Raw genomic sequence first — 6942 nt, 5'->3', positions numbered from 1 at the left:
GCCTCAAGCTTGCGCGGCAATGGGCGGTAGCAACAGGTCAGGACAAACGCTGGAAAGTCATCGGACGTATGCCCTCCTATCACGGCGTGACGATCGGCACGCTTGCCGTCACTGGCGACGACATCCTCACCAAGACTTTCGACCCGATCGGTCGGCCGATGCCTTTGGTGCCGGCCCCTTTTGTCCATCGCGATCACGACAATCTGTCGACGGAACARCGTGGCATCCGCTACGCCGATATGCTGGAGGAAAAGATCCTGGAGGAAGGGCCGGAAAGCGTGCTCGCCTTCGTCATGGAACCGATCGGTGGTGCCGCGACCGCAGCGCTGGTGCCGCCCAACAGCTATTTTCCGCGTATCCGCGAAATCTGCGACCGCTACGGGATCCTATTGATCCACGACGAGGTAATGACTGGCATCGGACGCACCGGAAAATTCCTGGGTGGCGACCATTGGTCCTGCCGGCCGGATATCGTTGCGCTGTCGAAAGGCCTTTCATCTGGCTATGCCCCGCTTGGCGCACTTGCCGCGACACAGAAGATCGTCGGGCCGGTTGTGGAGACCGGTGGCTTCCTGCATGGCCACACATATGGCGGCAACCCGGTCGCTTGTGCAGCGGGCGTTGCGGTGCTTGGAGAGGTCGACCGCCTTGGCTTGGTCGAGAATTCGGCCAGCATGGGCGAATTGCTGAGGGGTGAACTCGAGGCCCTGACTCGGCGCTTTCCTTTCATTGCCGACGTGCGGGGCAAGGGGCTGTTCATGGGAGCCGAAATTTACGCGGATCCGCTGGCCAAGGAGCCATTGCCACAGGGCCTCAACGCCAATTTGAGGCTCATCGATCTGGCGTTCGAGCGCGGATTGATCATCTATTCGCGGCGCGTGCGTGGCGGGCCAGTGAGCGACAATTTCATGGTCTGCCCGCCTCTGATTGTGACCCGCGATCAGATTGGTGAGATCATCGCGGTCCTTGGCGACTCGCTGCAGGCGCTGGCCGCCGAACTCGACCTGCCGGTCGAAGGCTGAGGGACAAAAATGGCGCCGCGAAAAGTCATCATCACCTGCGCCATCACCGGCTCAGTGCACACGCCGTCGATGTCGCCCTATCTGCCGGTGACGCCGGACCAGATCGCCACCGAGGCGATCGCGGCCGCCGAAGCCGGGGCCTCGATCCTGCACCTGCATGCCCGCGATCCCAGGGATGGTCGGCCAACCGCCGATCCGGACGTCTTCATGCAGTTCCTGCCGCGCATCAAGCAGGCGACCGACGCGGTGATCAACATCACCACCGGCGGCTCGTCGCTGATGACGCTCGACCAGCGGCTGGCGGCGCCGCTGCGGGCCGAACCCGAAATGTGTTCGCTCAACATGGGCTCGATGAACTTCGCGCTGTTTCCGATGCTCGACAAGCCGAGGGAGTGGCAGCACGAATGGGAGCCGAAGCTGCTTGAAGCCACGCGCGACACGATCTTCAAGAACACCTTCGCCGACATGGAGGGCGTGCTAGAGAGGCTGGGCAAGGGCTGCGGCACGCGCTTCGAATTCGAGTGCTACGATGTCGGCCACCTCTATTCGCTGGCGCATTTCCGCGACCGTGGACTGGTGTCGGGACCGCTGTTCATCCAGTTCGTGCTGGGCATACTGGGCGGCATCGGTGCTGACCCGGAAAACCTCGTCCACATGAAGCGGATCGCCGACAAGCTGTTCGGCGACAGCTACCAGTTCTCGGTGCTGGCCGCCGGCCGCAATCAGATGCCGCTGATCTCGATCGCCGCGGCGATGGGCGGCAATGTCCGCGTCGGCCTGGAAGACAGCCTTTTTGATGGCCGCCAACTGGCGAAGTCCAATGCCGATCAGGTGCGCCGTATCCGTGGCATTCTCGAGGGGCTGTCGCTGGAGGTTGCCTCACCCACCGAAGCGCGCGACATGCTGGCGCTCAAGGGCGGCGACCGGGTGGCGTTCTAGGGGGTATTGGAGGTCGAGTGGCAAGCGGAGGAGCTGATATGGAAAGGGTTCTCGTTTCAGCCTGCCTGCTCGGCAGCAAGGTTCGCTACAACGGCTCCTACCGCCTCAACGACCATCCCATTCTTGCGCGATGGCAGGCAGAGGGACGGATCGTGCAGATCTGCCCGGAGGTTGCCGCGGGCTTCTCCACGCCACGTCCTCCGGCAGAAATTCGAGGCACAGGCGACGGCCACGCAGTGCTGCACGGCCAAGGCCGAGTGGTCGAGCAAACGGGAAACGATGTGACCTCACTTTATCTCGAAGCCGGGCAGCTCGCACTCGATCTCGCCCGACAAACAGGCTGCCGGTATGCGGTTCTTACCGACGGCAGCCCGTCCTGCGGCAGCAGTTTCATCTATGACGGGCGTTTTTCGGGAAACCGGGTGGCTGGCCAGGGCACGACCACCGCGCTGCTGGAAGCGAACGGCATCCGGGTCTTTTCGGAAGACGGCATTGACGAGCTTGATGACCTTCTGACCAGGCCGGGCTCGGCCGGCGCCGCGGCCTGAGCCATGCCAGAGAAGACCCAAGCCAGGACCACCGACACCGTTATCCGGCCCGGCCGCATCGACGACGTCGACACCATCCATACGGCGATCCTGAAACTCGGAACGCACATCGGCGCGCCGGAGGAGATCATCTCGACAGCAGACGATCTCAGAACCTACGGCTTTGGCGAAAAGCCTGCCTTTTCCACCTTGATTGCCGAAGTGGGTGGCGAATTCGCCGGCCTCTGCCTCCACTTCCCGATCTTTTCGACCTGGATGGGCCGGCCCGGCGTCTATGTGCAGGACCTCTATGTCGAGGACCGGTTCCGCGGCCGCAAGATCGGCGAGCGCCTGCTGCGGCATGTCGCGGCGCAGTGCCGGAAAGAAGGCGGCGTCTATCTGCGGCTATCAGTCGACACCGACAATGAGGTCGCCAAGGCGTTTTATGAAAGGCTGGGCATCGCCTGGTCGAGCTACGAGCAGACGCAGAAGATCATCGGCGATGCCTTTTTTGCCTTTGCCGACGCGCCGCAGAACGGGGAACAGGAATGAAAGCCTTCTATGCCGAGGAACAGAAGCGCCACGACCCCAAGGCCTTTCTTTCGAGCGGTGCCGCGAAGCCCAATCCGGAACAGCCCGAACGGGTCGAACGATTGTTAGCCGGCGCATTATCTGCCGGCTGCACGATCGAGCGGCCGCGCAATCATGGGCTTGGCCCGGTCTCGGCGGTGCACACGCCGGAATATCTCGACTTCCTCGAGCACATTTTCGAGCGCTGGCAGCGCATCGAGGGCGCTTCCGCCGAGGTCATCCCCAACATCCACCCGATCGCGCGGTCAGGCAGCTATCCCGCCTCGGCGGTCGGCCAGGCCGGCTATCATATGGCCGACACCGCTTGCCCGATCTCGGGCGAGACATGGCAGAGCGCGCTGTGGAGTGCATGGAGCGCCGTCGAAGCCGCTGAAGCCGTGACGTCAGGCGCGCCGGCCGCCTATGCGCTATGCCGCCCGCCCGGCCACCACGCCTTTGCCGATGTCGCCGGCGGCTTCTGCTTCGTCAACAATTCGGCCGTTGCAGCTCAGGTTCTGCGCAAACAGGCTGCGCGCGTGGCGATCCTCGATGTCGACCTGCACCACGGCAATGGCACGCAAGGCATCTTCTATGCGCGGCCGGATGTGCTCACCGTCTCGCTGCATGCCGATCCGGTGCGCTTCTATCCATTCTTCTGGGGTCATGCCGACGAGCGCGGCGAAGGCGCGGGCCTTGGCTACAATTTCAACCTGCCGCTGCCGCGCAAATCCGCCGATAAGGCGTTTCTCGAAGCGCTTGCGGTGGCGTTCCAGCGTATCCGCGCCTTTTCGCCGGACGCGCTGGTCGTGGCGCTTGGCCTCGACGCGTTCGAAGGCGACCCGTTCGGCGGGCTTTCGGTGACGACACCGGGCTTCTCACGCATTGGCGAGGCCATCGCCAAGCTCGGCCTGCCGACCGTCATCGTCCAGGAAGGCGGCTATCTCTGCGACGAACTCGGCGACAATTTGAYGGCCTTCCTCACCGGTTTCGGTGGCAAGAAGGCGTGATTTCAAGCGGGCGTCAGGAGCGCTGCTGCCTGAGCATGGCGATGACCCGGTGCACGCTCTCCAGCGTTTCGTCGATTTCGGCCGCCGTGTTGTAATGCGCGATGCCGATGCGCACGACCCCATGTTCGGCCGGAATGCCGAGCTGGTGGACGATCTCCCAAGCGTAGTTGTGGCCGGACCACAGGAAGATGTTTTCGGCGTTCATCTGCCGAGCGATCGTCTCCGGCACAATGCCGTCGACGGTGAAGGACACTGTCGGCACACGTTCGGCCAGCCGCTTCGGATCGGTGATGCCGTGAATGGTCAGGCCTGAAATGTCCGACAGCCCGTCGATCAGCCTTTGCGCCAGCGGGTTTTCGTAGGCGATCGACACCTCGAACGCCTTGGCGATCTTGCGCCTTCGCGACCCACCCTCGCCCGCTGCCGCACCCAATCCTGAGAAATAATCGACCGCGGCTGTGAGGCCCGCCATCAGCTCGATCTGCGGCGTGCCGAGTTCGAACCGCTCCGGCAGGCCATCCGACGAACAGCGGCATTTGTAGGGTTGCAGGCCATCGATGACATCGCGCCTGCCCCACAATATGCCCATGTGCGGACCGAAGAATTTATAGGCCGAGCAGATCAGGAAATCGCAGCCGAGATCTTTGACGTCGATCAGGCCATGCGGCGCAAACTGCACGGCGTCGACATAGACCAGGGCGCCGGCATTCCGGGCGATGGCGGTCAACGCCTTCACCCGGTTGATCGAGCCGGTCAGGTTGCTGGCGTAGTTCAGGGCGACAAGCCGGGTCTTCTGCGAAAGCAGATCCGCCAGCGTCGCCTCTTCGACCTGCCAGCTCTTTTCGTCGAACGGCAGCCAGCGCACCACCAGGCCAAGGTCCTCGGCCAGTTGCAGCCAGGGCGAGACATTGCCCTCGTGATCCATGCGGGTGAGGATGATCTCGTCGCCGGGCTTCATCGTGCGGCCGAGCGTGCGTGACATGTGATAGGTCAGCGTCGTCATGTTGGCGCCGATGATGATTTCCTCAGGGCTTTCCGCACCGAGGAAATCGGCCATCGCCTGATGCGCCTCGTCGACGACGACCTGCGCTGCGACAGTCGTTTCGAAATAGCCGCCGAGGTTGGCGTTGGTGGTCAGAAGGCAGCGCGACACGGCGTCGGCTACTGCCTGTGGCACCTGCGTGCCGGCGGGGTTGTCGAGATAGATACGCCGCCGCCCCTTGTCGGTCAGGGAGAGGGCCGGAAACCTTCCACGCACTGCCTCGATCGGAAAATCCACCATTGTCTCCRCCCTCTGTCATTCCTGGATAATTCTGTCCCCCATCAAGGACAGGGATTGCCGACGCGCTGATGGATCGCGTCCACCGCCTTCTGCATCTCTTCGGTCCAGACGACGTCGACCGAAGACAACGCCATGTCGAGCTGCGCAAGGGTGGTCGCGCCGACGATGTTCGAAGTGACGAATGGCCGGCTCGAGACATAGGCATTGGCAAACAGCGCCGGTTCGAGGCCAAAGGAGCGCGCCAGCTCATTGTATTCGAGCTGTGCCTCGGCCGCGTTGGGTGTCTCGTAGCGCTGGCCGCGGTTGAAGAGCTGCGTGCGCGACCCCTGGGGGCGGGCGCCATGGTCGTATTTGCCGGTCAGGTAGCCCTGCGCCAGCGGCGAGTAGGGAAGCAGCGACACCTGTTCGCGCTCGCAGACCTCGGCGAGGTTCACTTCGAAGGTGCGGTTCACGAGATTGTAGGCGTTCTGGATCGACGCGACGCGGGGACCGATGCCTTTGTCGGCCTCCGCCAGGAACCGCATCACGCCCCAGGAACTCTCGTTCGACAGGCCGAAATGGCGGATCTTGCCGACCTTCACCAGTTCGTCGAACACGGCAAGCGTCTCGGCGATCGGCGTTTCGTCGGTTGGTGCGCCCACAGAATCGGCGCGGCGCGGTACAGCGCCGACGCGCGTCGGGTTGGCGCCCCAGGGGATGTCCCGTTCCGGCCAGTGGATCTGGTAGAGGTCGAGATAGTCGGTGCCGAGCTTGGCCAGCGATTTGTCGATGGCGTCAAAGATATCGGCACGCACCAGTTGCGACGGCCTGTCGCCGCGGAACCAGCCGTTGGCGGTGCGGCCGACGACTTTCGAGGCCAGGATCACCTTGTCGCGGTTGCCGTTGGCCTTCATCCAGCTGCCGATGATCTTTTCGGTTCGCCCTTGCGTCTCCGCCTTGGGCGGGATCGGGTAGAGCTCGGCGGTGTCGATGAAATTGACGTCGCGCGAGAAGGCCAGATCCATCTGGGCGTGGCCATCTGCCTCGGTGTTCTGCTGGCCCCAGGTCATGGAGCCCAGGCAGATCTGGCTAACAAGAAGATCGGTCCGACCGAGACGGCGTTTGTGCATGGAATTCTGCTCCGGAGGGAAAGCTTGCGTGGCGGCGTGGGAAGGAAGCCGCATCTATAGGGAAAGCAGAGGCGCTCTCCAAGCCTCGCCAGCCCGACTTTTGGGTGAACCAGTGGCGTTTAGCGGCGAGCGCCGGCCAGCGCGCGGCGCTTTGCCTCGTCGATCAGCATATTGGCCACCTGCATGCGGATCATGGCGCGCTGGCGCAGGTGCGGAGCGACACGGTCCGGATGGTTGGCAAAGGCGAAGCTGCGGCGCATGCGGCCAAAATCGGCGACCTGCTTGGGCTGATTGAGGCCAAGTTCGACGGCAATGGATTCCGGATCGATCGGCGGCAGGCTTTCCTCGGGCTTCAGCTCTTCGCCGGCGAGTGCCAGTCTGGCATGCTCGAGCAAGGCGGCGAATTCGGTCGCCAGATCGGCGCCGGCCTCGCGATATTCAGTGGAAAAGCTGCTGCCCGAAACCTTGATGCGGCCGGAATGGAGT

8 protein-coding genes are annotated in these 6942 nt (G+C 63.3%); 5 read left to right on the top strand and 3 right to left on the bottom strand.

The window, feature by feature from the left end; all coding sequences use genetic code 11:
* The 5 genes from ACXJ7R_RS20925 to ACXJ7R_RS20905 form a co-directional block, all read left to right on the top strand.
* Positions 1 to 1022, top strand: a 1022-nt coding sequence (locus ACXJ7R_RS20925; protein WP_457153508.1) for an aminotransferase family protein, incomplete at its 5' end; no start/stop codon positions are given.
* Between the two features lie 9 nt (positions 1023 to 1031).
* Complete coding sequence (locus ACXJ7R_RS20920) at positions 1032 to 1961, top strand: 3-keto-5-aminohexanoate cleavage protein (protein ID WP_457153507.1); 930 nt, start codon at positions 1032 to 1034, stop codon at positions 1959 to 1961.
* 38 nt (positions 1962 to 1999) lie between these two features.
* On the top strand, positions 2000 to 2509 hold the full coding sequence (locus tag ACXJ7R_RS20915) for a DUF523 domain-containing protein (RefSeq protein ID WP_457153509.1): 510 nt from the start codon (positions 2000 to 2002) through the stop codon (positions 2507 to 2509).
* Positions 2510 to 2512: 3 nt separating this feature from the next.
* The gene (locus ACXJ7R_RS20910; protein WP_457153506.1) at positions 2513 to 3040 is read left to right on the top strand and encodes an N-acetyltransferase family protein; all 528 of its coding nucleotides are present in this window, start codon (positions 2513 to 2515) and stop codon (positions 3038 to 3040) included.
* Positions 3037 to 4065 (top strand): histone deacetylase family protein, encoded by a 1029-nt coding sequence (locus ACXJ7R_RS20905; RefSeq protein ID WP_457153505.1) that lies wholly within the window; start codon positions 3037 to 3039, stop codon positions 4063 to 4065. Before ACXJ7R_RS20910 ends, ACXJ7R_RS20905 begins: the two co-directional genes overlap by 4 nt.
* 13 nt (positions 4066 to 4078) lie before the next feature.
* On the opposite strand, the gene ACXJ7R_RS20900 is transcribed toward ACXJ7R_RS20905, so the two are convergent.
* The 3 genes from ACXJ7R_RS20900 to ACXJ7R_RS20890 form a co-directional block, all read right to left on the bottom strand.
* Positions 4079 to 5347 (bottom strand): cysteine desulfurase-like protein, encoded by a 1269-nt coding sequence (locus tag ACXJ7R_RS20900; protein WP_457153504.1) that lies wholly within the window; start codon positions 5345 to 5347, stop codon positions 4079 to 4081.
* Between the two features lie 41 nt (positions 5348 to 5388).
* Entirely contained in the window at positions 5389 to 6456 is a 1068-nt protein-coding gene (locus tag ACXJ7R_RS20895; RefSeq protein ID WP_457153503.1) for an aldo/keto reductase, read from the bottom strand.
* Positions 6457 to 6575: 119 nt separating this feature from the next.
* Positions 6576 to 6942: hypothetical protein (locus ACXJ7R_RS20890; protein WP_457153502.1), on the bottom strand; the 367-nt coding region annotated here is incomplete at its 5' end.

The organism is Mesorhizobium sp. P5_C1, assembly GCF_054049815.1.
Note: the sequence above shows the minus strand (reverse complement) of the source record. Positions and strands in the feature narration are given on the sequence as shown.

Coding starts and splice junctions, on each gene's coding strand:
- ACXJ7R_RS20920 (WP_457153507.1), top strand. CDS start 1,032: ATGGCGCCGCGAAAAGTCATCATCACCTGCGCCATCACCGGCTCAGTG.
- ACXJ7R_RS20915 (WP_457153509.1), top strand. CDS start 2,000: ATGGAAAGGGTTCTCGTTTCAGCCTGCCTGCTCGGCAGCAAGGTTCGC.
- ACXJ7R_RS20910 (WP_457153506.1), top strand. CDS start 2,513: ATGCCAGAGAAGACCCAAGCCAGGACCACCGACACCGTTATCCGGCCC.
- ACXJ7R_RS20900 (WP_457153504.1), bottom strand. CDS start 5,347: ATGGTGGATTTTCCGATCGAGGCAGTGCGTGGAAGGTTTCCGGCCCTC.
- ACXJ7R_RS20895 (WP_457153503.1), bottom strand. CDS start 6,456: ATGCACAAACGCCGTCTCGGTCGGACCGATCTTCTTGTTAGCCAGATC.